General features: G+C 64.8%; 24 protein-coding genes and 1 tRNA gene. 13 read left to right on the top strand and 12 right to left on the bottom strand.

The genetic code is table 11. The features are described 5' to 3' along the window. Positions 1–234: 234 nt before the first annotated feature. The 5 genes from KZZ07_RS25505 to KZZ07_RS25485 all read right to left on the bottom strand — a co-directional run bounded on the left by KZZ07_RS25505 (position 235) and on the right by KZZ07_RS25485 (position 5527). Positions 235–990: an ABC transporter ATP-binding protein gene (locus KZZ07_RS25505; RefSeq protein WP_219519408.1), complete on the bottom strand. Its 756-nt coding sequence runs from the start codon at positions 988–990 to the stop codon at positions 235–237. 82 nt (positions 991–1072) lie between these two features. Beyond that, on the bottom strand, positions 1073–1828 hold the full coding sequence (locus tag KZZ07_RS25500; protein WP_219519404.1) for an ABC transporter ATP-binding protein: 756 nt from the start codon (positions 1826–1828) through the stop codon (positions 1073–1075). A gap of 12 nt (positions 1829–1840) precedes the next feature. Next, complete coding sequence (locus tag KZZ07_RS25495; protein WP_219519401.1) at positions 1841–3040, bottom strand: branched-chain amino acid ABC transporter permease; 1200 nt, start codon at positions 3038–3040, stop codon at positions 1841–1843. Positions 3041–3044: 4 nt separating this feature from the next. Further along, positions 3045–4052 (bottom strand): branched-chain amino acid ABC transporter permease, encoded by a 1008-nt coding sequence (locus tag KZZ07_RS25490; RefSeq protein WP_219519398.1) that lies wholly within the window; start codon positions 4050–4052, stop codon positions 3045–3047. A gap of 128 nt (positions 4053–4180) precedes the next feature. Next, entirely contained in the window at positions 4181–5527 is a 1347-nt protein-coding gene (locus tag KZZ07_RS25485; protein WP_219519394.1) for a substrate-binding protein, read from the bottom strand. Positions 5528–5750: 223 nt separating this feature from the next. Here KZZ07_RS25485 and KZZ07_RS25480 point away from each other — a divergent pair, with 223 nt between their 5' ends. The 5 genes from KZZ07_RS25480 (at position 5751) to KZZ07_RS25460 (ending at position 11900) form a co-directional block, all read left to right on the top strand. Next, positions 5751–7058 carry a helix-turn-helix domain-containing protein gene (locus tag KZZ07_RS25480; protein WP_219519390.1) on the top strand — a complete coding sequence of 436 codons (1308 nt, stop codon included), beginning with the start codon at positions 5751–5753 and terminating at the stop codon, positions 7056–7058. A gap of 187 nt (positions 7059–7245) precedes the next feature. Beyond that, complete coding sequence (locus tag KZZ07_RS25475; RefSeq protein WP_219519387.1) at positions 7246–7614, top strand: response regulator transcription factor; 369 nt, start codon at positions 7246–7248, stop codon at positions 7612–7614. Continuing rightward, positions 7611–7931, top strand: coding sequence for a hypothetical protein (locus KZZ07_RS25470; protein WP_219519384.1), 321 nt, complete (start codon positions 7611–7613; stop codon positions 7929–7931). The genes KZZ07_RS25475 and KZZ07_RS25470 overlap by 4 nt, the downstream gene beginning before the upstream one ends. Continuing rightward, positions 7928–10612: an ATP-binding protein gene (locus KZZ07_RS25465; protein ID WP_219519381.1), complete on the top strand. Its 2685-nt coding sequence runs from the start codon at positions 7928–7930 to the stop codon at positions 10610–10612. Before KZZ07_RS25470 ends, KZZ07_RS25465 begins: the two co-directional genes overlap by 4 nt. Positions 10613–10724: 112 nt before the next feature. After that, the gene (locus tag KZZ07_RS25460; protein WP_219519378.1) at positions 10725–11900 is read left to right on the top strand and encodes a FliM/FliN family flagellar motor switch protein; all 1176 of its coding nucleotides are present in this window, start codon (positions 10725–10727) and stop codon (positions 11898–11900) included. A gap of 117 nt (positions 11901–12017) precedes the next feature. Here KZZ07_RS25460 and KZZ07_RS25455 read toward each other — a convergent pair whose 3' ends face one another. From KZZ07_RS25455 to KZZ07_RS25440, 4 genes are all read right to left on the bottom strand, one after another. Then, positions 12018–12443 carry a protein tyrosine phosphatase family protein gene (locus KZZ07_RS25455; RefSeq protein ID WP_219519375.1) on the bottom strand — a complete coding sequence of 142 codons (426 nt, stop codon included), beginning with the start codon at positions 12441–12443 and terminating at the stop codon, positions 12018–12020. Positions 12444–12452: 9 nt separating this feature from the next. Beyond that, positions 12453–12890 (bottom strand): DUF6691 family protein, encoded by a 438-nt coding sequence (locus KZZ07_RS25450; protein ID WP_219519371.1) that lies wholly within the window; start codon positions 12888–12890, stop codon positions 12453–12455. Position 12891: 1 nt separating this feature from the next. After that, positions 12892–13317, bottom strand: a complete 426-nt coding sequence (locus tag KZZ07_RS25445; RefSeq protein ID WP_219519368.1) for a YeeE/YedE family protein — start codon at positions 13315–13317, stop codon at positions 12892–12894. A gap of 120 nt (positions 13318–13437) precedes the next feature. Further along, complete coding sequence (locus KZZ07_RS25440; protein ID WP_219519365.1) at positions 13438–14301, bottom strand: MBL fold metallo-hydrolase; 864 nt, start codon at positions 14299–14301, stop codon at positions 13438–13440. Positions 14302–14441: 140 nt separating this feature from the next. On the opposite strand from KZZ07_RS25440, the gene KZZ07_RS25435 reads away from it, so the two are divergent. Both KZZ07_RS25435 and KZZ07_RS25430 read left to right on the top strand, forming a co-directional pair. Next, on the top strand, positions 14442–14762 hold the full coding sequence (locus KZZ07_RS25435) for a TraR/DksA family transcriptional regulator (protein WP_219519361.1): 321 nt from the start codon (positions 14442–14444) through the stop codon (positions 14760–14762). A gap of 27 nt (positions 14763–14789) precedes the next feature. Further along, complete coding sequence (locus tag KZZ07_RS25430) at positions 14790–15002, top strand: hypothetical protein (protein ID WP_219519358.1); 213 nt, start codon at positions 14790–14792, stop codon at positions 15000–15002. Positions 15003–15432: 430 nt separating this feature from the next. On the opposite strand, the gene KZZ07_RS25425 is transcribed toward KZZ07_RS25430, so the two are convergent. Continuing rightward, positions 15433–15648 carry a hypothetical protein gene (locus KZZ07_RS25425; protein ID WP_219519354.1) on the bottom strand — a complete coding sequence of 72 codons (216 nt, stop codon included), beginning with the start codon at positions 15646–15648 and terminating at the stop codon, positions 15433–15435. 146 nt (positions 15649–15794) lie between these two features. On the opposite strand from KZZ07_RS25425, the gene KZZ07_RS25420 reads away from it, so the two are divergent. The 5 genes from KZZ07_RS25420 to KZZ07_RS25400 all read left to right on the top strand — a co-directional run bounded on the left by KZZ07_RS25420 (position 15795) and on the right by KZZ07_RS25400 (position 20275). After that, positions 15795–16052: a DUF2312 domain-containing protein gene (locus KZZ07_RS25420; protein WP_043146416.1), complete on the top strand. Its 258-nt coding sequence runs from the start codon at positions 15795–15797 to the stop codon at positions 16050–16052. Between the two features lie 163 nt (positions 16053–16215). Next, positions 16216–17640: a circularly permuted type 2 ATP-grasp protein gene (locus KZZ07_RS25415; protein WP_219519352.1), complete on the top strand. Its 1425-nt coding sequence runs from the start codon at positions 16216–16218 to the stop codon at positions 17638–17640. A gap of 6 nt (positions 17641–17646) precedes the next feature. Next, positions 17647–18588 (top strand): alpha-E domain-containing protein, encoded by a 942-nt coding sequence (locus KZZ07_RS25410; protein ID WP_219519350.1) that lies wholly within the window; start codon positions 17647–17649, stop codon positions 18586–18588. Positions 18589–18604: 16 nt separating this feature from the next. Then, on the top strand, positions 18605–19402 hold the full coding sequence (locus tag KZZ07_RS25405; RefSeq protein WP_219519347.1) for a transglutaminase family protein: 798 nt from the start codon (positions 18605–18607) through the stop codon (positions 19400–19402). A 126-nt stretch (positions 19403–19528) separates the two neighbouring features. Beyond that, positions 19529–20275, top strand: coding sequence for a proteasome-type protease (locus KZZ07_RS25400; RefSeq protein WP_219519344.1), 747 nt, complete (start codon positions 19529–19531; stop codon positions 20273–20275). Between the two features lie 93 nt (positions 20276–20368). On the opposite strand, the gene KZZ07_RS25395 is transcribed toward KZZ07_RS25400, so the two are convergent. Next, positions 20369–20794 (bottom strand): c-type cytochrome, encoded by a 426-nt coding sequence (locus KZZ07_RS25395; RefSeq protein ID WP_219519341.1) that lies wholly within the window; start codon positions 20792–20794, stop codon positions 20369–20371. Between the two features lie 216 nt (positions 20795–21010). Then, complete coding sequence (locus KZZ07_RS25390) at positions 21011–21892, bottom strand: hypothetical protein (protein ID WP_219519339.1); 882 nt, start codon at positions 21890–21892, stop codon at positions 21011–21013. Between the two features lie 191 nt (positions 21893–22083). Here KZZ07_RS25390 and KZZ07_RS25385 point away from each other — a divergent pair. Beyond that, positions 22084–22159 (top strand) — tRNA-Thr (locus tag KZZ07_RS25385). Positions 22160–22240: the final 81 nt, after the last annotated feature.

Here is a 22240-nt window from a genome sequence, read left to right as displayed (position 1 = left end):
TGCTCCGCCCAGAACCCCTCCGGGTCCGACACCGAGGCCGCGTACATCTCGTCATACCGCGACGCGTCGACGTGGGCGTTTTTCACCATATCTGCGGACGGGGGATAGGTGGTGCTCATTTTGGCTCTCCTCCAGAAAATGCTCGGGGGCAGGGAAAACCTCCCCGCCCCCGAAATCAAGTGGTTCCTAAGTCCTGTACGGCCCCGGCGGGTGGTGCCGTGCGCCAGCGGCGCGTCAGATAGCCAGATATTCCGCGCGCAGGCTCTCGTTCTCCAGCACCTCGGCGGCGCTGCCGTCAAAGACGATGGAGCCGGTATCGAGGATCACAGCCCGGTCGGCCAGTTGCAGCGCGCGCACGGCGTTCTGTTCGACGATGACCGTGGTCATGCCCTGTTCCTTGATGTGGCGCAGGGTCTTTTCGATCTCGTCGACAATGACCGGGGCCAGGCCCTCGTAGGGTTCGTCGAGCAGCAGCACCTTGATGTCACGCGCCAGGGCCCGGGCGATGGCCAGCATCTGCTGTTCGCCGCCCGAAAGGGTGATGCCCTCCTGCTTGCGGCGTTCGCCGAGGCGCGGGAAAAGCTCGTAGAGACGTTCCAGCGACCAGCCGATCGGCGGTGCGATCTGGGCCAGCTGCAGGTTCTCCTCGACCGTCAGGCCGGGGATGATACGCCGGTCCTCGGGGACAAGGCCCAGCCCGGCGATCGCGGCCTGGTGGGACTTCATCGTGTGCAGCGGCTGGTGATCCAGCCAGATTTCGCCGTGGTTCACCTGGGGGTCATCCAGCCGCGCAATAGAGCGCAGCGTGGTCGTCTTGCCGGCGCCGTTGCGGCCCAGCAGGGCCAGGATCTCACCCTCGTGCACGTTAAAGCTGATGCCCTGCACGATGTAGCTTTCGCCGTAGTAGGAATGCATGTCCCAGACGGAGAGGAAGGCGGGGGCGGTTTCCGCCATGTTGGCGTTCTTGGAAAAGTCGGGGCGGACGTTCATCTTTGGCTTCTCCCGTCCCGGGCCTGACCCGGGACCTCATGGGTGGAGGCCCCGGCGCAAGGCCGGGGCGCGGTGTGACGGCTCAATGCGCTTCGCCCAGGTAGGCTTCCTGCACCTTGGGATGGCCCTTGATGTTCTCGGGCGCATCCTCGACCAGCGGCGTGCCCTGCGCCAGCACCGTGATCCGGTCGGCGAGGGAAAAGACCACGTGCATGTCGTGCTCGATGATGGCGATGGTGATGTCGCGCTCGTCCTTGATCTGCTTGAGCAGGTCGATGGTGTTGTTGGTGTCGGCGCGCGCCATGCCCGCTGTGGGCTCGTCCAGCAGCAAGAGCTTGGGCGACTGTACCAGGCACATGGCCATCTCCAGCCGCCGCTTGTCGCCGCGGGACATCGAGGCGGAATGCATGTGGCGCTTGTCCAGCATGTTCACCTCTTCCAGCATCTTCTCGGCCTCTTCGATGAGCGATTTCTCGTTCATCACCGATTCGATGGCGTGAAGGCGATAGGCCCCGTCCCGCTTGGCGAAGAGCGGGATCATCATGTTTTCGAACACGGTCAGATCACCGAAGATCTCGGGCGTCTGGAAGACGCGGGAAATCCCCATCTGGTTGATCTCGTGCGGGCTCCGGCCCAGCACCGACTGGCCCTGGAACATGACCGACCCGGTGTCGGGGATCAGCTTGCCCACCAGGCAATTGAGCAGGGTGGACTTGCCCGCGCCGTTCGGCCCGATGATCGCGTGGCAGGTGTTTTCCGCCACGCTGAGGTTCACGTCCGAGAGGGCCTTGAGACCGCCGAAGCGCTTGCCCACGTCCTTGACTTCAAGAATACCCATCAGTCTGTCTCCTTATTCCGCGGGCTCGGTGCTGGCCGACTTGGGATCGTCGGCCTTCTTGCGGTTGAAGAGGCGGGCGATGCGCTGGCCACCTTCGACAAGGCCGCCGGGCAGGAAGGTCACGACAAGCATGAAGATGATGCCCAGCGTCAGGTGCCAGCCCTTGCCGACAAAGGGATGGATGATGAAGACGATGGCGTCCTCGATCCCGTCCGGCAGGAAGGCGAACCAGCCGTGCAGCACGTTGTCGTTGATCTTGGAAAAGATGTTTTCCATGTACTTGATCGCGCCGGCGCCCAGCACCGGGCCGATCAGAGTGCCCGCGCCGCCAAGGATGGTCATCAGGACAACCTCGCCCGAGGCGGTCCACTGCATCCGTTCGGCCCCGGCCAGCGGGTCCATCGCGGCCATCAGGCCACCGGCCAGGCCGGCATACATGCCCGAGATCACGAAGGCCGCAAGTGTGTAGGGTTTGGGGTTCAGGCCGGTGTAGTTCAGGCGCTGCTGGTTCGACTTGATCGCGCGCAGCATCATGCCGAAGGGCGAGCGGAAGATGCGGATCGCCAGGTAGAAGGACAGCAGCATGACGATGGCGCAGACGTAGTAACCGGCGGAGAAGGTAAAGCTCCACGGGCCGATCACCAGGTCATAGGCCGAGCGCATTTCAAGGCCGAAGAGGTTGGTCACCGGGATCGACCCGTCGGCGGTGGCCGAGCTGCCCAGGATGCGCGGATCGTCCAGCGTCAGCTGAAGCCCGGTCTCGCCGTTGGTCAACGGCGTCAGCACCGAGTAGGCCAGGGCAAAGGACATCTGCGCGAAGGCCAGGGTGAGGATCGAAAAGTAGATCCCCGTCCGGCGCAAGCTGACAAAGCCGATGACCAGGGCAAACAGACCCGCGATGACAACCGACAGCAGGATCGCCGGGACGATGTTCATGCTCAGCAGCTTGAACATCCAGACCGCCGAGTAGGACCCCACCCCCAGGAAGGCCGCGTGGCCGAAGGAGAGGTAGCCGGTCAGACCGAAGAGGATGTTGAAGCCGATGGCGAAGATCCCGAAGATCACGAAACGCTGCATCAGGTCCGGGTAGCCGGCGTTGAACTGTGCCAGTCCGCTGTCGGTCGGGAAGGGGTTGAAGATGAAGGGCGCGAGCATTGTGAGCAGCGCCACGATGAGCAGCAGTGTGCTGTCTTTCTTGTCCAGTCCGAACATGGGCTTACTCCATCACGCCCTTGCGACCCATCAGACCGCGCGGACGGGTCAGAAGGATGACAATGGCGACAAGGTAGATGATGATCTGGTTGATGCCGGGAACGATCGTGATGACCTCTTTCATCGAGGCAAAGCTTTCCAGGATGCCCAGCAGGAACCCGGCGGCGACGGCACCCGGAAGCGAGCCCATCCCACCGACGACGACCACGACGAAGCTGAGAACGAGGAAGTCCATCCCCATGTGATAGTTGGGCGCATTGATCGGCCCGTACATCACCCCGGCCAGACCGGCGACGGCGGCGGCAAGGCCGAACATGAAGGTAAAGCGCTTGTCGATGTCGATGCCCAGCAGGCCCACGGTCTCACGGTCGGCCATGCCGGCACGGACCACCATGCCGAAGGTGGTGAACTGCAGGAAGGCGAAGACCGCGCCGATGATGACCAGAGCGAAGCAGAAGTAGACGATCCGCCAGATCGGGTAGACGATGGTCGAGGTGAGCTGAGCCACACCTTCCAGCGCATCGGGGGCAGGCGTCTGGATCGGGTTCGCGCCGAAATAGTACTTGATGACTTCCTGCAGCACGATGGCCAGGCCGAAGGTCACCAGGATCTGATCTGCGTGCGGGCGCTTGTAGAAATGCTTGATCAGCCCGCGCTCCATGATGAAGCCGATGCCGATCATGATCGGGATGGCAAAGAGGATGGCCAGCGGGACGGACCATTCGATGATACTTGATCCCATCTCGGGGCCGAACCAGCTTTCGACATAGGGAGTCTTGATCTTCGCCGGATTGCCGAGGAAGTCGGTCTTGGTCGGGTCGATGGTCTCGTACGAGATGTTCAATATGCGTTGCAGCGTCACCGAGCAGAAGGCGCCGATCATGAACAGCGCGCCATGCGCGAAGTTCACCACGCCCAGTGTGCCGAAGATCAGCGTGAGACCCAGCGCGATCAGCGCATAGGCCGAACCCTTGTCGAGCCCGTTCAGAATTTGCAGGAGGATTGCGTCCATTGTCCCACCCTTTGCGGTCGGAGTGCGGAAAAGAGAGGACCCGTGTCAGCGGGCCGAGGGGGAGTGTGCTGGGTTGGGCAGGGCGCAAGGCCCTGCCCGTCACGCGGCCCCGCGAGGGCCCGGCGTGATTACGCGCCCGGGTTGCAGGAGCCCAGCGAGCCACCTGCGAACATCGGGTGATCCGGTGCGTATTCGACCTGCGCGCGCGGCGTGACTTCGACGATCTCCAGAAGGTCGAATTCCGAGGTCGGGTTGTCTTTCCCTTTCACGACCAGCACGTCCTTGAAGCACTGGTGGTCTTCGGCGCGGTAGAGGGTCGGGCCGTTGCCCAGGCCGTCGAACTCGTAGCCTTCCAGGGCTTCGCCGATGGCGCAGGGGTTGAACGATCCGGCGCGCTGTGCCGCATCCGCATACAGCAGGGTCTGGACATAGCAGGTGTGCGCGGCCTGGCTCGGCGGGAAGCCGTACTTGGTGCCGAAGGACTTGACGAATGCCTTGGAGCCTTCGTCCTGCAGCGACCAGTGCCAGTTGGTCGAGCCGAAGATCCCCTTGACGTTGGCGCCGGCACCCTTGGCCATCAGGCGCGAATACAGCGGAACGACGATCTCGAAGTCCTTGCCGTTCACGACCTTCTCACGCAGGCCGAACTGCACGGCGTTGGTCAGCGAGTTGACCATGTTCCCGCCGTAGTGGTTCAGCACCAGAACGTCGGCGCCCGAGTTCAGGACCGGCGCGATGTAGGACGAGAAGTCGGTGGCGGCCAGCGGCGTCAGCACGTTGTTGACGGTTTCCCAGCCAAGCGCCTCGGTGGCGGCGGCAATGGATTCCTGCTGGGTCCAGCCCCAGGTGTAGTCGGCGGTCAGGTGATAGGCCTTGCGGTCGTTGCCGTACATCTTGGCCAGCACCGGCGCCAGCGCGGCACCCGACATGTAACCGTTGAAGAAGTGACGGAAGCCGTTGGCCTTCTTGTCCTTGCCGGTGGTGTCGTTCGAGTGGGTCAGACCGGCCATGAAGATGACGCCGGCTTCCTGGCAGAGACCCTGGACCGCGATCGCCACGCCCGAGGAGGAGCCGCCGGTGATCATGATGGCGCCGTCTTTTTCGATCATCGACTTGGCCGATGCGCGCGCGGCGTCCGATTTGGTCTGGGTGTCGCCGGTGACGTATTCCACCTTCTTGCCCAGGATGCCCGTGCCGTCCAGGACCTTGGACGAGAAGGTCGACAGCATGCCGCCGTCGCCGCCGCCGTTCAGGTGCTCGACCGCCAGTTCATAGGCGCGCAGCTCGTCTGCGCCCTCATCCGCGTAGGGGCCGGTTTGCGGAACGTTGAAGCCCAGGGTCACGGTGCTGCCGGTGGGTGCGTTGGTATAGCCCGAATGGCTGGCCGCCGACAGGTATGTAGGCAGCGCCAGGCCGGCACCGGCCACGGCACCAGTCTTGATCACGCCACGGCGCGTCACGTTGAGTTTGGACATGAAATCCTCCCGTTTCGAAAAAGCCGCCCCGGAATTCTCCTCAGTCTTCGGGGGCGTTCGCACATCTGTGCAAATGCAGTATGACAGGGGGATGGAAAACCGCGCAACAAGCGCTTTACGAGTAACACTTTTTTTGTCAACGTCTGAAAAGTAGACAGTGGTATTCTGTAAAGGTGTTTATGTTGCGTTGCAGAAACCCCTTGAATCGGCAAAGGAAAGCCTCATGCCCCGCGACACTCTGACGGGATCGCGAATCCGCGAAAGGCGCGTGCTGCGCGGCATGAAGCAGGCGGATCTGGCCAGAAAGGCCGGTATTTCTGCATCTTACCTGAATCTTATCGAGCATAATCGGCGCAGAATCGGCGGCAAACTTCTGCTCAGCATCGCCGAGATCCTGCGGGTCGAACCGGCGGCCCTGACCGAAGGCGCGGGGGCGGCGCTGATCGCTTCGCTACGCGAGGCCGCCGCCGACATGCCGCAGGTCAGTTCCGAGCTGGACCGCGTCGATGAATTCGCCGGGCGTTTTCCGGGCTGGGCGCAGGTGCTGGCCGACAGTCACAGCCGCGTCGCCCAACTGGAGCGCAGCCTGGAAACGCTGAACGACCGCATGACCCATGACCCGCATCTGGCCGCCTCGCTGCACGAGATGCTGTCGACCGTGACGGCGATCCGCTCTGCCGCCTCGATCCTGGCGGAACCGGGCGAGGTCGACGCGGAATGGCAGGCGCGCTTTCACCGCAACATCTACGAGGACAGCGCGCGCTTGGCGGAAACCAGCCGGGGGCTTGTCACCTACCTGGAGGCGGACGAGACCTCGCCGCTGGAAACCGGCGCCCCGCAAGAGGAGCTGGACGCTGCACTGGAGAAGGCGGGGCACACGGTGCCCGAGCTGGAAGCGGGGGGCGACCGTGACGCGGCCCTGTCCGCGCTGGGCCGGGGGTTGTCGGGGCCTGCGCGCGGGCTCTTGCGCGGCTGGCTGGACCGCTACGCCGCCGATGCCGCGGCCCTGCCGCTGGACCGGCTGCGCCCGGCGGTCGAAGAGCATGGCCCCGATCCGGCGGCGCTGGCGGCCGCGCTGGGCGCCGACCCGGCCCGCATCATGCGCCGCCTTGCCGCCATGCCGCCCGAGGACCTGCCGACCCCGGTGGGCCTGGCAATCTGCGACAGTTCGGGTGTGCTGACCTACCGCAAGCCGCTGCCGGATTTCCCGATGCCCCGTTTCGGCGCCGCCTGTCCGCTCTGGCCGCTCTACCGGGCGTTGTCGCGTCCGCATGTGATCCTGGCGGGGCCGGTGATGCAGGTCGGGCGCACCGGCACCCTGCTCTGGGCCGATGCGCTGGCGACACCGCAGGCCGGGCCTGCGGTCAATGCCGATCCGCTGTACCAGGCGCAGATGCTGGTCCGCCCATTGCCGCAGGGGGCAGACCCGCCCGCGACACCGCCGCAACTGGGGGTGGCCTGCCGGGTCTGCCCGCGCGAATCCTGCGAGGGGCGGCGCGAACCCTCGATCCTGGCCTCGGCCCGGCGCTGAGCCCCGGGTGCGCCCTGTGGCGGGGCACCGCGACGCTGGGGCAGGCCAAGGGCTTGTCCGGGGTCAGAAAACACCGCGTTAGCGACAACAGTATTTTGACACCGGTCGCGATAACCGCCTAGACTTGGCGTTACCTGCTTTAGGATAGGCGCAAAAGACCTTGGAGGCGGGATGCGGGGGGGAAGATATGGGCGGACAGGTTCTGCTGATCGAGGACGAGCCGAATATCATTGAAGCGATCCGTTTCATATTGTCCCGCGATGGCTGGCAGGTGCACACCCATTCCAACGGCACCGACGCCGCGCAGATCGTGCGTGACCGGGCGCCCGACGTGGTGATCCTGGATGTGATGCTGCCGGGGCGATCGGGCTATGACATCCTGCGCGAGCTGCGCGAGGACCCCGCCCATTCCGAGCTGCCGGTGCTGATGCTGACCGCGCGCGGACAGAGCAAGGACCGCGAGATGGCCGAACGCGCCGGCGCCAGCCGCTTCATGACCAAGCCCTTCTCGAACGCCGAGGTGCTCGACGCCGTGCGGGCCTTGTCGGCGCAATGACCCGCCCGCCCGGAGGCGTGCCGCCGCGCCCGCCGGGCAAGCCGCCCGTGCGTCATGCGCCGTTCCAGGTCGAACGCCAGAGTTTTCGCCGCCGCCGCCTGATCGACGCCGCCTGCGCCTTGCCGTTGCTGGGCTGGGTGCTGTGGTGGCTGCCGCTTTTGTGGCGTGGCGCCGATGCGCCGATGCCCGCCTCTCTGGTGCTGGTCTATATCTTCGGGATCTGGCTGGGACTTGCGCTGGCGGCCGCCCGGCTGGTCCGCCTTCTGAAAGGGGCAAACAGTGCCGCCGCACCGCCGTCCGGAGGCGAGGGACCGTGAGCACGCTGAATCTGCTGGCGTCGATCTCGATCGCCTATGTCGCGCTGCTCTTTGCCGTCGCCTTCTTTGCCGAACGCGCGGCGCAAAGCGGGCGGGTGCGCTGGCTGCGGGCGCCCATCGTCTACACGCTGTCGCTGTCGATCTACTGTACCGCCTGGACCTTTTACGGCGCTGTGGGCAGCGCGGCGCGCAACGGGTTCGAATACCTGACGATCTACCTGGGCCCCAGCCTGGTCATGCTGGGCTGGTGGTGGATCCTGCGCAAGCTGGTGCGGATCGGGCGCAATCAGCGCATCACCTCCATCGCCGACCTGATCTCGTCCCGCTATGGCAAGTCCAACCTGCTGGGCATCGGTGTCACCATCCTCGCGGTGATCGGCACCACGCCCTATATCGCGCTGCAACTGCAATCGGTGACGCTCTCGGTCGAGGTGTTTTCGGATACGGCGCCGATCGAGGATCCGGGCAGCAGTCTGACCGCCTTGTGGGTCGCCGCCGGGCTGGCGATCTTTACGGTCATCTTCGGCACGCGCAACCTGGACGCCAACGAACGCCATCACGGCGTCGTCATGGCCATCGCCGTCGAGGCGGTGGTCAAGCTGACCGCGCTGGTGGCGCTTGGGGTCTTTGTCGTCTGGGGGCTGTCGGGCGGGGTTGTCGAAACGCTTGCAAGGATCGACGCCTCGGAACTGGGGACCTGGCAGGTGAACAACGGGCGCTGGGCCGGGGTCATGTTGCTGTCGGCGGCGGCCTTCCTCTGCCTGCCGCGCATGTTCCAGGTTCTGGTGGTCGAGAACGACAACGACGCCCAGCTGCGCATGGCCGCCTGGGCCTTTCCGCTGTACCTCATGGCGATGAGCCTGTTTGTCGTGCCGATCGCCGTTACCGGGCTGGACCTCTTGCCAGAGGGATCGAACCCCGATCTGTTCGTGCTGACCCTGCCGCTGAGCCAGGGGAAGGAGGGGCTGGCGTTGCTGGCCTTCCTGGGCGGCTTCAGCTCTGCCACCTCCATGGTGATCGTCGCGGCCATCGCGCTGTCGACGATGGTGTCGAACCACATCGTCATGCCGGTCTGGCTGCGCCTGCGCGAAGGCACGGCCAGTGTCTCGGGCGATGTGCGCAACGTGGTGCTGCTGTCGCGGCGCCTGTCCATCGCGGGCGTTCTGCTGCTGGGCTATCTCTATTACGCGCTGTCGGGGGGGCGGACCGAACTGGCCGCTATCGGCCTGATCGCCTTTACCGGCGTGGCGCAGGTCCTGCCGGCGCTGATGGGCGGGATCTTCTGGCGCGGGGCCACGCGGGTGGGGGCGCTGGCGGGGCTGACGGCGGGGTTCTCGATCTGGCTTTATACGCTGTACCTGCCCAGTTTCGGCCCCGGCACGGTTCTGCCCGCAAGCTGGTTCAGCACCGGCCCGCTGGACATCACGCTGCTGCGGCCAGAGGCGCTGTTCGGGGTGAGTTTCGACGACAAGCTGCTGCACGCCGTGTTCTGGAGCCTGCTGCTCAATACGCTGGCCTTTGTCGCCGGGTCGCTGTTCAGCGCCGCCTCGCCTCTGGAACGGCTGCAGGGGGCGCAGTTCGTGTCGGCCCGGGCAGCGGGGGCGGGGGCGCGCAGCTGGTTGCAAAGTACCGCCGAGAGCGAAGACCTGATGGTCATGACCCAGCGGATCCTTGGCCCCAACGAGGCCCAGGCGCTGTTCCTGCGCGAGGCCCAGGCGCAGGGGGTGCAGGGCGAACTGCCTGCCCCGACACCGGAATTCCTGCAGGTGCTGGAACGCGAACTGGCCGGGTCGGTCGGGGCGGCCACGGCCCATGCGATGGTCGGCCAGATCACCGGCGGTGCGATGGTCTCGGTCGAAGACCTGATGGCCGTGGCCGACGAGACCGCGCAGATGATGGAGTATTCCGCCCGGCTGGAGGCGCAGTCGCTGGAGCTGAGCCGCACCGCCGCCCAGTTGCGCCGCGCCAATGACAAGCTGACGCGGCTGTCGGTGCAAAAGGATGCGTTTCTCAGCCAGATCAGCCACGAGCTGCGCACGCCCATGAGTTCGATCCGTGCCTTCTCCGAGATCCTGCGCGATACCCAGGGTCTGACCCGGGCGGACCAGAACCGCTATGCCTCGATCATCCATGACGAGGCGATGCGCCTGACCCGTCTGCTGGACGACCTGCTGGACCTGTCGGTGCTGGAGAATGGCCAGGTCAACCTGAACCTCACCGAGGGCCGTCTGGAGGATATCCTGGACCGTGCGGTCTCTGCCGCGCTGGCGGATGAGGCCGGGTCGGGGATCAGGGTGATCCGGCGGCGGGTGGGCGAACAGGTTCGGCTGACCACCGATGTCGAGCGGCTGAGCCAGGTTTTCATCAACCTGATTTCCAATGCGCGCAAGTATTGTGACGCCGAGGCGCCGGAATTGCAGATCATGGTGACGGACGCGCGCGGGCAGTTGCTGGTGGATTTCATCGACAACGGTTCCGGCGTGGCGCCCGAGGCGCAGGACGTGATCTTTGAGAAATTTGCCCGTGTCAGCGACCAGAAGGCCGGCGGCGCCGGGCTGGGGCTGGCGATTTCGCGGCAGATCGTGACGCGGCTGGGGGGAGAGATTTCCTACCTGGCCGACCGGGGCGGCGCGGCTTTCCGCGTGATCCTGCCGATGCGCCAGGAAATCGCGGCGCAATAGGGCGCACGGTCCCGGTCGATTTTCTCAACAAATTCCTGATCGTTAAAGCGGTTGGTAACCAAATCCGCTGATAACGGGCAGTGGAGGCAGTTGATGACGGGCGATTTTCTGCATGGCTGACGGTGCACGCAATGACGTACTTGGGCAAAAGGCCCAGGCGGCTCAGCGCGCCTATGAGGCACGCGGCATGTCGCTGTCCAAGGCCTTGCGCCGGGCGCTGTCGCGCACCGCCGACGTGCTCTGGGACCTGGCGCTGGTGACGCAATCCGTCACGGTCGAGATGCTGGACCAGGACGAGGTGGTCGAGGCGTTGGGCCCGCGTGACCTGCTGATCCTGCTGGACGGGCCGGAGGGCGCGCTGGGCCTTGCATCTGTCGACCGCCAGGTGCTGACCGGCGTGGTCGAGGTGCAAACCATCCAGCAAGTCACCCAGATGCCGGTCGAGGAAGACCGGCTGCTGACGCAGACCGATGCTGCCATGATGGCACCCCTGATCGACGGCGCGCTGACCCGGCTGGCCGACACGATGGAGGGGCATCCGCTGCACCTGCAGCTGGATGGCTATCGTTTCGGCGCCATGCTGGAGGATTCGCGCGCCGCCGGGCTGATCCTGGACGCGGCGGGCTATCGCGCCTTCCGGGCCGAAATCGACCTGGCCCTGGGCCGTCGGCGCGGGCGGATGACCCTGTTCCTGCCCGAACGCAAGCCGCGTCAGGATACGCCCGAGGCCGGGCGGGGCGTCGGCCCGCATGAGGAACGGTTGAGCCGGGTGGCCGCGCGGCTGGACGCCAAGCTGGCCCGGATCACCATGCCGCTGGGCCGGGCCGAAGCCCTGAAACCGGGTGATCTTCTCTCACTCCCCCCGGATGCACTGGACAAGATCGAGGTGACGGCTGGCCGTGGCGACCTGGTCGCGCGTGGCCGGCTGGGGCAGCTGAACGGGTTGCGTGCGGTGCGGTTGAACTGGCCGGCAACAAGTGTGACGGCGGGCTCTCTGGGGGGGTGCGCTGCCGCGGAACCGGCGCCGGAGGCGGGGTTCGGCCATGACGCGCCCGCGGCGGCCCCGGAACCGGCTGTGCCTGACCTGCCGCAGGTGGCAGAGCCTGCCGAGGAAGACCTCCCCGACCTGCCGCCGATGGATTTTGACGGCGGGGATTTCGATTTCTCTGGCCTGGGCGACGACACGTCAGCGGAGGGCGGCGGGGAACCGATGGCGGCCTTGCCGGAGATCGACATGGGCGATGGCTTTGACGCCGCGCCGCTGGATTTCGATTTCGAAGAGGATTGAGCGGCGCGCTGTGGGCGGTGTCACGCGCCAAACAGCCAAGGGGGGCGCTGCCACGGGCCGTTCTGCCAAAGAAAAAGGCCCCCGTGTCGCGGACGCGGGAGCCTGTTGTGTAACGCTTTAGGGTTTGGACAGGGTTTCCAGGGTCGGGCGAAGCCCGGCGAGGTTGTAGCCCGCCTTGGCCGCCGTCTCGATCACCGCATCGGCGCCCAGCGTTTCCGCCTGCCCCAGCGCCCAGATCACCGAGCAGCGCGTGCCTGAGGCGCAATAGGCCAGGACCGGTCCTTCGGCCGCGGCGATCAGCTCTGACTGCCGCAGGATGTTTTCCGCGGTCATGGTCTGGTGCGTGATCGGCAGAGCCTCGAATCGCAGACCCTGTGCCTCGATCGCCTGGCGCATGGCGCTGGCCTGATGCGAGGGCGGAACCTCCGCATCGGGCCGGTTGTCGATGACCAGGGCATAGCCCGCGGCCTTGATCGCCTCGGCATCCTCGGGGTCGATCTGGGGGGAGACGTGATACTGGTCGGTCAATACGCGCGGTGTCATGGGTTCGGTTTATGCCGCCGGAACGGCCCTGTCCAGACGCGCGCGCAGCATCGGTGCAATCAGCATCCCGCCGATCATCGCCGCGAGGAAGGCATAGAGACCCGGACCGCCATAGCTTAGCGAGGCGATCGAGGGGCCCGGGCACAGCCCGACCAGTCCCCAGCCGATGCCGAACATGACCGAACCGAGGATCAGCTTGCCGTCGATTTCCTTCGACGGGGCCGGCGGCATCGGCAGGCCGGTGAGCGAGATCGTGCGGCGGCGGCGGATCATCCAGGCGATGGCCATCGGGATCATGGCGCCGCCCATGACGAAGGCCAGCGTCGGGTCCCAGGCGCCGAAGACGTCCAGCCAGCCCTGCACCTTGGTGGTGTCGGTCATGCCCGAGATGAAGAGTCCGGCGCCGAACAGCCCGCCGGCGAGAAATGCGATGAGAAGTCGTGCCATGTCAGATCACTCCGAGGATGTGGCGGAAGAGGACGACGCCGAGGCCGCCGGCAAGGATGTAGCAGCAGGTGGCCACGATCCCGCGTATCGACAGCCGCGACATGCCGCAGACACCGTGCCCCGAGGTGCAGCCATTGGCGATCCGCGTGCCGATACCGACCAGCAGCCCGGCGGCGACAAGCACCGCGTAATTGTCGGTGATATGGGTGTCGACCGCGCGATAGAAGGGCATCAGAAGCACCGGCAGCAGGGCCACGCCGATCAGAAAGATGATGCGTTCCGCCGCGGTCGACCAGCCGGACCCGTCGACGAGCCCGCCGATGATGCCGCTGGCGCCCATGATGCGGCCGTTGCCCAACAGGTAGACAGCGCCGCCCGTGCCGATCAGCATTCCGCCGATCAGGCCCCAGATCCAGTCGATTGGCATGTGTATGTTTCCTTTTTTGTCAGCCCGGCGGACTCCCGGTTCGCCTCGGGAGGATGGTGCGCCGGAAAAATGCCTCTGCACGGGGACAGGGACGCGCCCCCGCGCAGAGTGTCGTCCGGGTCAGAGCTTGTTGACCGGGACCTTGAGAAAGACGTCGCCTTTTTCGTCCGCCGGCGGCATCTGGCCCGCGCGCATGTTCACCTGCAGCGAGGGGATGATGAGCTTGGGCATGTCCAGCGAGGCATCGCGGGTGTCGCGCATGTGCACGAAATCTTCCTTGGTCTTGCCTTTGCCGACGTGGACGTTGGTGGCTTTCTGTTCGCCCACGGTGGTTTCCCAGGCGTATTCGTCGCGGCCCGGGGCCTTGTAGTCGTGGCCGACAAAGATCCGGGTCTCGTCCGGAAGGGCGAGGATCTTTTGCACGGAGTCATACATGGTCTCGGACGAACCGCCGGGGAAGTCGCAGCGGGCAGTGCCGAAATCGGGCATGAACAGCGTGTCGCCGACAAAGGCCGCGTCACCGACGACATAGGTCAGGCAGGCCGGTGTGTGACCGGGCGTGTGCAGCACGTCGACGCGCAGCTGGCCGATGTGGACCGAGTCGCCCTCCTGGAAGAGCTGGTCGAACTGCGAGCCGTCGCGCTGGAACTCGGTGCCCTCGTTGAAGACCTTGCCAAAGGTGTCCTGCACGATCTTGATACGGTCGCCGATGCCGATCTTGCCGCCCAGGCGCTCCTGGATATAGGGCGCGGCGGAGAGGTGGTCGGCGTGGACGTGGGTTTCCAGCAACCACTCGACTTTGTAGCCTTTTTCCTTGACGAAGGCGATCACCGCGTCGGCGGATTTCGTGTCGGTGCGGCCGGACGAATAGTCGAAGTCCAGAACGCTGTCGATGATGGCACAGGAGGTGCCGTTCGGGTCGCGCACGACGTAGGAGATCGTGTTCGTGGCGTCGTCGAAGAAGGCAGTCACTTCGGGTTTCATTTCGGTTCCCTCCAAACTTTCTGGACCTTCATATACACAAACGTGAATATGTTTCAAGAGGGAAGGTGCGATTGATATGCATCAAGGTCCGCGCTGCGACGGTTTGACAGAGTGCCGAAAAGGTTACGGAGGCTTGCATCATGTCCCACCACGCACGGAAACTGGCACTGCTTGAACGGCTGCGCGCACTGGGCGTGCGGCTGGACGGAATCGAAGAGGCACTGGAGGCGCCGCATTCGAAGGACTGGGAAGACCAGGCCATCGAACGCGAGGGCGAAGAGGTGCTGGAACGGCTGGGGGCCAGCGGCCAGGCAGAGGTGGCGCGGATCCGGGCCGCCCTGGGGCGCATGGTGCGCGGCGAATACGGGATCTGCACGCGCTGCGGCGAGGAGATTTCATCAGAACGACTTGAAGCGGTGCCCGAGGCGCCACTTTGCAAGACCTGCGCCGCCGAGGTCTGAGGCGGTCCCAAGTCCAGGAGGAAAGACATGGCGAAGGAACTTGAGGCGCGGCTTGAAACGCTGCGCAAGGAATTGGACGCGGCCAAAGGCACGGCGCGCGACGATCTGATGGAGCACCTTGAACAGGCGGTGCTGGGGCTTGAGGGCGTCGGCGCCGAGATTCCCGCCTGGGCGCGCGAGATGGTCGAGGCGCATCACGAGGACGAGGCCGAAGACGGGTTCGACAACATGCCCGTCTGAATCGCGTTCCAGCGCGATTTAGACAGGTGGGCAGGGTGTCTTTTGCAAAGCAAAAGATCACCGCCCACACGGTGCCATTCCAGGTGCAACGCATGGGGCGCGTTCCAGCGCGGTTCAGACAGGTGGGTCCGGCATCGACCCGGGCGCGCGCCAACGCCCGCCGACGGCCATGTCGGCCGGGCGGGGGCTGTGATCCCTCGTGGAAGGGCTGAAAACGGCGGCCGCCGAAACGGATCGGATTTCCGGGATTGCCAGGCCCCGGCCCATCGGGGGCTTTCGCCCCCTCGTCGCGCGCATCACGGGTGCCCCGAAAGGGGCCGAAGTGATCCGGTTTTCAGTGATCGATCGCGGGCAAGACTGCGCGCCGGGGGTTAAGGATCGCTGACAGGACCGAGCGGTGCCCCGCGCGCCCCGGACAGGCTCCGGGGGCTCAGCCCATGAAGATCCCCAGGATCACCAGCATCAGGCCGATCACCGACAGGAACAGCGCGCCCATGTTCAGCGGCACGACCTTGCGGACCACCGTGCGCAGGTCTTCGTCCGACAGATCGGCCCGCCGCGCCTTCCAGACGCGGACGATGCACCAGACCAGTCCGACCAGTCCCGCCACCGAGAGCGCCGCGCCTCCCCAGATCAGTGCCGTCATTGTCGCTGTCCCCCTGGATGTCTACGCCGCTGCGCCTAGCGCAAGCCCGCCGCAGAGTGCAAGCCCCGGCTTGCGCGCTCTTGATGGGGGACACGGGCCTGGGGTATCGAAGGGCCTTATACGGTCACGAGGCTGAAGAGGCAGACATGCAGGATACGGGAACCGACAGCTACGGCGTCGCCGCGGGCGAGCTCAAGCAGTTCATAGAGCGCGTTGAGCGGCTCGAAGAGGAAAAGAAGGAGGTCGCCGAGCAGATCAAGGAGGTCATGGCCGAAGCCAAGGGGCGCGGCTATGACACCAAGGTCATGCGCAAGGTGATCGCCCTGCGCAAGCGCGATGCCGACGACATCGCCGAGGAAGAGGCGGTGTTGGACATGTACAAGGCCGCGCTGGGCATGGGCTGATGGCCCTCGGGGCAGGGCGGGCCGGTTGTCCGGCGCGCCCTGCCTGTTTATTGAGCAATTTGCCCTCACCGGGATCAACGCAGGCTTTCACGCCCGTTGCGCCGTCGGTCACTGCCCGCTAGCCTGCCTGTTACAATACAGTGATGGGGTGGACCGCAACGGCATGAACGATCAAGTCTATTTTGACGAGATGCTGGGCACGGAGGGCACTGTACGCAGGCCTTACCAGCCCTTCAACACATGGTTCGAAGGCGAGGATCCCAAGCATCTGCGCGCCAAGCAACGCGAGGCAGAGGACCTGTTCCGCCTCACCGGGATCACCTTCAACGTCTACGGACGGGCCGAGGCAGAGGAACGGCTGATCCCCTTCGACATCATCCCGCGCATCATTTCCGGCCGCGAATGGCAAAAGCTGAGCCGCGGCATCGAACAGCGGGTGCGCGCGATCAATGCCTTTCTCTACGACATCTACCACGGACAGGAGATCGTGAAGGCCGGGCGCCTGCCCGAACAGATGATTACCCGCAACGATGCCTTCTTGCCCGAAATGATCGGGACGCGTCCGCCGGGCGGCGTCTACACCCATATCGTCGGCATCGACCTGGTGCGCACCGGTCCCGAAGAGTTCTACGTTCTCGAGGACAACGCGCGTACGCCTTCGGGTGTCAGCTACATGCTGGAAAACCGCGAAACCATGCTTCAGATGTTCCCCGAGCTCTTCTCGAGGAACCGGGTGCAGCCGGTATCGACCTATCCCGGGGATCTCTACAACTCGCTGGCCGCCTGCGCGCCCGAGGGGCTGGGCCGCAAGCCCACCGTCGGATTGCTGACGCCGGGGATCTTCAACTCGGCCTATTTCGAACACAGTTTCCTGGCCGACGAGATGGGGGTGGAGCTGGTCGAAGGCCACGACCTGCGGGTCGAGGACGGCCGCCTGTGCATGCGCACGACCCTGGGGTACAAGCCGATCGACGTGCTTTATCGCCGGGTCGACGACGATTTCCTTGATCCGCTGACCTTCAACCCCGACAGCACGCTGGGCGTGCCGGGCATCATGGATGTCTACCGTGCCGGCAACCTGACCATCGCAAACGCGCCCGGCACCGGCATCGCCGATGACAAGGCGATCTACAGCTACATGCCGGAAATCGTGGAGTTCTATACCGGCGAACGGCCGCTGCTGGAAAACGTGCCGACCTGGCGCTGTTCCGACAAGGAGTCGCTGGCCTACGTCCTCGACAACCTCAAGGAGCTGGTGGTCAAGGAGGTGCACGGGTCCGGCGGCTACGGCATGCTGATCGGCCCCACCGCCACCAAGAAAGAGCTGGCCGAGTTCCGCAAAAAGCTGGAGGCGCGGCCCGGCAACTACATCGCCCAGCCGACGCTGAGCCTGTCGACGGTGCCGATCTTTACCAAGTCGGGCCTGGCGCCGCGCCACGTCGACCTGCGGCCCTTCGTTCTGGTCAGCCCCAAGGGAATCAACATCACGCCGGGCGGGCTGACCCGCGTGGCGCTGAAAAAGGGCTCGCTCGTGGTGAACTCCTCCCAGGGCGGGGGCACCAAGGACACCTGGGTGCTGGAGGACTGACGCGCGATGTTGGGAAAAACGGCAAATGGCCTGTTCTGGATGTACCGCGCGCTGGAGCGCGCCGAAAACACCGCCCGCCTGATCGAGACCGGGCAGCGCATCGCGCTGACCCGCATGGGGGCCTCGGACGAGGAATGGCGGTCGGTTCTGCAGACCGCCGGCACGCTGGATGGCTATATTGCAGACCATGAAAAGGTGACCAAGGACGCGGCGATCGACTGGCTGCTGAGATCGCGGGACAATCCTTCGTCGGTACTGTGCTGCGTGGAACAGGCGCGGATGAACGCCCGCACGGTGCGCACCGCTCTGACCGGCGAGGTCTGGGAGGCGATGAACGGCACCTACATGCGGGTCAAGGAAGTGCTGGCCCGCAAGGTCAGCGAACGCGACCTGCCGCAGGTGCTGGGCATGATCCGGCAGCGCACCGGGCTTGTCCGCGGCGCCACCCACGGCACCATGCTGCGCAACGACATCTACGATTTTGCCCGTATCGGCACATTCCTGGAACGGGCCGACAACACCGCGCGCATCATCGACGTGAAATACTATGTCCTTTTGCCCTCGGTCACGGCGGTGGGCACCTCCATCGACAATGTGCAGTGGGAAACCATCCTGCGCTCTGTCTCGGGGCAGGGGGGCTACCGCATGGAATACGGCGCCTCGTCGGAACCGCGCGATATCGCGCAGTTCCTGATCCTGAACCGGCGGATGCCGCGTTCGCTGTCCTTCTGCGCGCACAAGCTGCGGGACAACCTCGGCTTTCTGGGATCCGACTACGGTGAACGCGCGCCCTCTTTTGCCAAGATCGACCATATCGACCGCGCCTACCTGAGTTTGGACATCGACGCGGTGTTCGACTACGGTCTGCATGAGTTCATCCAGAAGATGTTGCTTCTGCTGGGGGATCTGGGCCGGCAGATCGAAGTCGATTACCGGTTCTATGAATGACTGTGCCGAGGCCCCGATGAACCTGACCATCCGTCATATCACCCGCTACCGTTTCGAAGAACCGGTGAACTTCGGCCTGCAACAGCTGCGCAAGACGCCCAAGTCGCGCCACAGCCAGAACGTGCTGCGCTGGGACACCAGTGTCGCCGGGGGGCAACAGTCCCTGTCCTACACCGACCATCACCAGAACACCGTCGACCTGATCGAGATCGACCGCGGTGCGCAGGAACTGGTCATCACCTGCGAGGGTGAGGTGCACCTGGATGACAATCACGGCGTCGTGGGCCGCCACCTTGGCCCGGCGCCGCTCTGGCTGTACCGGCGGGTGACACCGCAGACCAAGGCGGGGCAGGGCGTGCGGGCATTGGTCCGCGGCGTCTCGGGCGATACCGAGCTGGACCGCGCCCATGCGCTGATGGCGGCCGTGGCCGAGGCGGTTGCCTACGAGGTCGGCACCTCCGAATCCGACTGGACCGCAGAGGAAGCGCTGTCGGCGGGGCGCGGGGTCTGCCAGGACCATTCCCATGTCTTCATCGCCTGTGCCCGCGAGATGGGCCTGCCGGCTCGTTATGTCTCTGGCTACCTGATGCTGGACCACACCACGGAACAGGATGCCATGCACGCCTGGGCAGAGGCGCATTTGCCGGGCCTGGGCTGGGTCGGTTTCGACTGTTCCAACTGCATTTCGCCCGACCAGCGCTATGTCCGCGTGGCCACCGGCATGGATTATCACGATGCGGCGCCGGTGCGCGGCACCCGGCAGGGCGGCGCGCTGGAGGCGCTGGACGTGGAAATAGAGGTGGCCCAGCAATAACTCCGGGGTGATCCTCCGCAGGATACGTCCCGCGACGGAATCCGCGCTGGCCGGATCTGGCGCTTGCCGGGTCCCTGTCCTGACCTTAGAAGGCCTTTGGATACGGGCAGGAAAGGCACGCGCGGGATGACCTATTGCGTTGGGATGATGCTGAACCGGGGGTTGGTCTTTATGTCCGATACCCGCACCAATGCCGGGCTCGACAATATCTCGACCTACGGCAAGATGAAGATCTGGGAGGCCGAGGGCGACCGCGTGATCACGCTGCTCAGCGCGGGCAACCTGGCGACCACGCAGGCCGTGGTCAGCGAGCTGGACGAGCGCGTCAAGGCACATGGCGAGCGCAACCCCTCGGTGTTGGAGGCGGCCTCGATGTACCAGGTCGCGCGGCTGGTGGCCGACACGCTGCGGGACGTGATCGCGCGCCATTCGGATACCGGCCAGCGGGCCTCGTCCGTGTTCAACGCGACGCTGATTCTCGGCGGGCAAATCGCCGGCGGTCCGCCGCGCCTGTTCCTGATCTACCCCGAGGGCAATTTCATCGAAGCGGGGCTGGACACGCCCTTTTTCCAGATCGGAGAGATCAAGTACGGTCGTCCGATCCTGGTGCGGGCATATGACCCGGACCTGAGCTTTGCCGAGGCGATGAAGCTGTTGCTGGTGAGTTTCGACAGCACGGTGAAGGCCAACCTGACCGTGGGCGCGCCCTTTGACTATCACCTTTACACGAGTGACAGCCTGGTGCGCGGCGACACCGGGCGGGTCGAGCAGGACGATCCCTATTTCCAAGCCATCAGCCAGGGCTGGGGCGACGCGCTGAAACAGGCGCTCGACAGTCTTCCGGTTTTCGGGTCGATGTCGTCGGGCAAATAGCACAGAGGCGCGGCCTGACGACCGCGCCCTTCACTGTGGCAGGTCACGTCCCCGACGGCCCCAAAGACCTGTCACGCGGCCGATGCCGTTCGGTCATCCGGCTTCCTGGATGGTCGCCAGGAAAAAGACCAGCTCCAGGATCCGTGCCTGTGCCGAGGGCATGTCGGTCGGCCCGCCGCCGTACTCGCCTTGCTTTGCGATGATCTCGGCATTGAACCGATTGCCCCAGATCGGCATTTCGCTGGTCCCATGCGCACGTGTCTGACCGGCATCGGCGATGAGGTCATAGACCTGCTGCGCCGGAAACTGGCCACCGTTGCGCTCCGAGATCCTGGTCAGATCCGAGGGCGCGGACTTGAGATAATCCAGGATCGGACCGCCCCCCTTGCCATCCGTCCCATGGCAGACGGCGCAATTGGCCTGGAATGCGTCCTTCCCGATTTCCTGGGACAGGGCCGCGACAGGAAGTGAAAGGGCACCCAACAGAACCGGAACAACGATCTTTGCAAGCTTCATCATGGTCTCCTCCCGAGTGACTGGCCGGACTTAAGGTCCGGGCCACCCCCCGAACGGTAGGAGGGCGAGGACAGGCGCACATTGATCCCGATCATGGCGCGCAGGCCAAACATGCGGTTTTCGTAACCTGTTTTGCCCAGATTGAAGCCCGCGACGGGATTGTCCGGCCAATACCGGCCAATACCGGCCAGCACCGGGCGCGGAGATTCATCCGATGCCTCAGGGCGTGAGCAGGCGCACGCCCTCCATCTCCGAAATCACCTCGAGGTCGTCCTCGTAAAGCTCTGTCAGCATGTCGACATAGGGTCCGTCCCAGCCGTCGAGGTTCAGCTCTTCCTCCATCGCCTCGTCGAGCGCGTATTTGTCGAGAAAGGCCATCATCACGCGGCGCTTCTGCGACTCGGTGATCGTGGGGTTTTCCTTGAGGAAGGCGCGGAACCGCTGCATCCCCTCGCGTGAGATGATCTGTGAATAGAGGTCGAAGGCGCCGGTGATCTTGCGGCTCAGCTTGATGCCCGCCATCTCGCGAATGATCTGCCCCCATAGAAAGGGGGTGTCCTCGTTGCACCACAGAACGATCGGCAGGTCCGGCTGGGCGCCCTTGATGCGGCGGATTAGGTCGGACCAGCGGAACCGCATCGGGTCCACGCCTTCCATGAAGGCCGCGAAACTGTCGTGCGGGGTGGCGGCAAAGGCCGCGGGCAGGAAGCTGGCAGGATCGCGCAACCCCATGAAAAGCTGCACCTTGTCGCCCTCAAAGGCCTGCATGAAGCTGGTCAGCCGTTCCTCGGCCCGCTGGTAGATGAAGCCGTTCTGGAACATCAGCTTGGGCACGGAAAAGAAGTTGTCGTTCGACAGCACAAGGCGCGAGATCTGTCCCGAATCCTGTTGCAGGATGGCGTCCAACAGCAGGTCGCGCGTGCCCGGTTCGGGGATGCCGCCGCGCAGCTTGTTCATCGCCTCTGTCAGCAGGGAGCGGTATTTCGACGGGCCGGGAATGGCCACGCCCTCGTGGCGCCAGGCCTCTGCATTGCGCAGCAGGCCTTTGAGAAGGCGGTCGTCATCGGTGCAGTGGACGCCGGTGTGAAGAATGACCTGCATGGGGCTTTGTTTGTCGTTGGCTCGGCGCGCAGTATAGCGGGCCTGACGGCGGGGAAAACCGCAGGTGTTGCGAAGCGTGGCAGGGGTGACATCTGCGCCGCAAGAGATGAAAATCGAGGCTTTCTTTGCGTGGCGAGTCAGGCTAAACACCGCCCACGCCGAGACGCACCTCAAGGGGTCTGCGGCCCGGTGCCCCTATAGCTCAGCTGGTAGAGCAACTGATTTGTAATCAGTAGGTCCGCGGTTCGAGTCCGTGTGGGGGCACCAATTATGAGAGTGTCAGGTCTTCTGTGTATGACTGATCCGGTTCATGCTTCACGGAAAGGAAGCATGAATGACCATCTCGAA

Source organism: Mameliella sp. CS4 (assembly GCF_019392335.1).
In the GTDB taxonomy this organism is placed as follows: Bacteria; Pseudomonadota; Alphaproteobacteria; order Rhodobacterales; family Rhodobacteraceae; genus Antarctobacter.
Note: the sequence above shows the minus strand (reverse complement) of the source record. Positions and strands in the feature narration are given on the sequence as shown.